This window comes from Streptomyces boncukensis (genome assembly GCF_011045075.1).
Lineage (GTDB): Bacteria > Actinomycetota > Actinomycetes > Streptomycetales > Streptomycetaceae > Streptomyces > Streptomyces boncukensis.
The window spans coordinates 1-1966 of record NZ_JAAKZZ010000853.1 but is presented as its reverse complement, the minus strand read 5'-3'; the positions used below and the strand labels follow the sequence as shown (position 1 = coordinate 1966).

Here is a 1966-nt window from a genome sequence, read left to right as displayed (position 1 = left end):
GGCCGAGCGCCAGGGGGTGGAGGAGGTGGCCTCCAGCAGCTTGCCGCCCACGCCGTCGAAGGTGGCCTCCTCGCGGGTCATGCCCGCGAACTGCGGGCGGTCGGTGACCTGGGTGCCTTCCGAGTCTGCGACCTTGGCGCCGTCAATGCCGCGGAAGTAGCGGGCCTCGCTGCGGGTGCGGGTGTCGTCCGCGGTGCCCGTGACCGTACGGACGCGGCCGTACCCGCGACGGTCGCTGTAAGTGCGGTGTTTGGCCTTGGTGAACTCGTCCTCGCTCTTGGCCCAGGCCATACCGCCCAGGTAGGAGTAGGAGGTCTGCTTGGCCGGTGCGCCGCCGGTGTTGTCGGTCTCGATCACCTGCTCGGCGACGTAGGCGTGGAACCAGTCCTCGTACGGCTCCAGTCGGGTCCAGGGGCGTCCGGTGGCGACCAGATGACCGGATAGCAGCGCTTGGTGTTCGACTTCGGGCTCGGCAGGGAGCCGGCCTTGCAGTCCGGCTTGGAGTAGGTCACGCCCACCGTGCCGCCGGTCTCGGTGTTGATGGCGTGCACGCGGTAGCGGTTGTAGGGCGGGATCGGGTCGACGGCGTGCTCGACGCGGTTGGGCAGCTGCTGGCCCATGAAAGTGACGGACGGCATGGTGACCGGCTTGCTGCCGGTGTGCCCGGTGCGGGTGACCGACTTCAGCCACAGCGGCGGGGCCGTACCGTCCCCGGTGGAGGGGAAGGAGTGCGCAAGCTTCCAGCTGTCCACCTTCTGGTAGGCGCCGTCCACCAGGGCCGACGAGGTGATCTGCGTCAGTCGCTTGCGGGACCAGAAGGAGGGCGAGGCGTTCCCGGCGCAGTCGTCGCCCTTCTTGCAGTACTGGTCGAACGGGACGTCCGGCCACTTGGCGGCGTTGGACTTGGTGAACTTGCCGGCCGCGCAGTCGAAGGACGAGGTCTTCACACAGCGCTCCGCGACCGTGAAGTCCACCTTCGCGGCGGCCTTCGCGCTGTAGACCGAGCCGGAGCGCAGCCCGTACTCGGCGCGCTTGAGGTAGCCGCCGCGGATGTAGCTGGTCGGGGTGCCCTTGCCGGTGGAGTCGTCGACGTTGCGGGCGTAGCGGTTGGTCTCCTTGGCCCAGTAGTAGGCCATGGCGTTGGCGTGCGGATCGACGACGTAGTCCAGGTTCCAGCGCCATCCCTGCCGGCACCAGGAGTCCTTGAACCCGGAGGCGTGGCACGGCTCGCCGGAGTGGTTGCCGAACACCGGCGTGGTGAAGACGGAGCCGGTCTCCTGCTTGCCGCTGGACCAGCCGGGCAGCCGGTTGTAGCCGAAGTAGTAGCGGGTGCCGTCCGGTGTCGTCACCCGCCAGTACTCGCCGTTGTCGTCCCCGTTATGCCGCTCGGAGGAGGCCAGCTGGGCGATCCGGGTGCCGTCGTCGTCCTTCTTCCGCCACTCACTGCCCGGACCGTCGCCCTTGAGTCTGACCAGCTCGGTGGAGGAACCGCCCAGCGACAGCGTCGCGTTGTCCTTCTTCCAGCACTTGTCGCCCACCTTCGAGGAGGGGTTGTTGCCGTCCTTCCTGTCCTCCTCACACGCCACGTAGCGGCGCTCGATGAAGCCGGGCGAGAGGGTCCAGCCGTCGCCCGCCCAGTCGGCCTGGTTGTTGGTGGCGGCGGTACGGCCGTCGATCGACTGCGAGGAGTAGTCCAGGGAGAGGTCCGGCTCCAGGCCGCCCGGGACCTCGGGAGTCTCCAGTCCGTAGCTCCAGCCGAAGCCGCCACCCGACTCGCCCGCGGTCCAGGTGCCCGACGGCGACAGCTTGGTCGCGGAGAATTGACTTCCTCCCCCTCCTGAGGGAGGGGGATTCCCCTATGAGGGGGTTCGGCCGGTCGCCCGGCTTACGGGTTCCTGCTTCGCGGACCGGGTAGTCCCAAGGTCTCCACAGGCTGACACGGGCTGCCCGCCCGCGTTTCGGATGT

The 1966-nt window shown here is 68.7% G+C and carries 2 protein-coding genes; both read right to left on the bottom strand.

All coding sequences use genetic code 11. The features are described 5' to 3' along the window. Positions 1-357, bottom strand: a 357-nt coding sequence (locus G5C65_RS40600) for a hypothetical protein (RefSeq protein WP_338146835.1), incomplete at its 3' end; no start/stop codon positions are given. Then, on the bottom strand, positions 354-1586 hold the full coding sequence (locus G5C65_RS36350; protein ID WP_338146834.1) for a hypothetical protein: 1233 nt from the start codon (positions 1584-1586) through the stop codon (positions 354-356). The genes G5C65_RS36350 and G5C65_RS40600, both read right to left, overlap by 4 nt. Between the last annotated feature and the right edge of the window lie 380 nt (positions 1587-1966).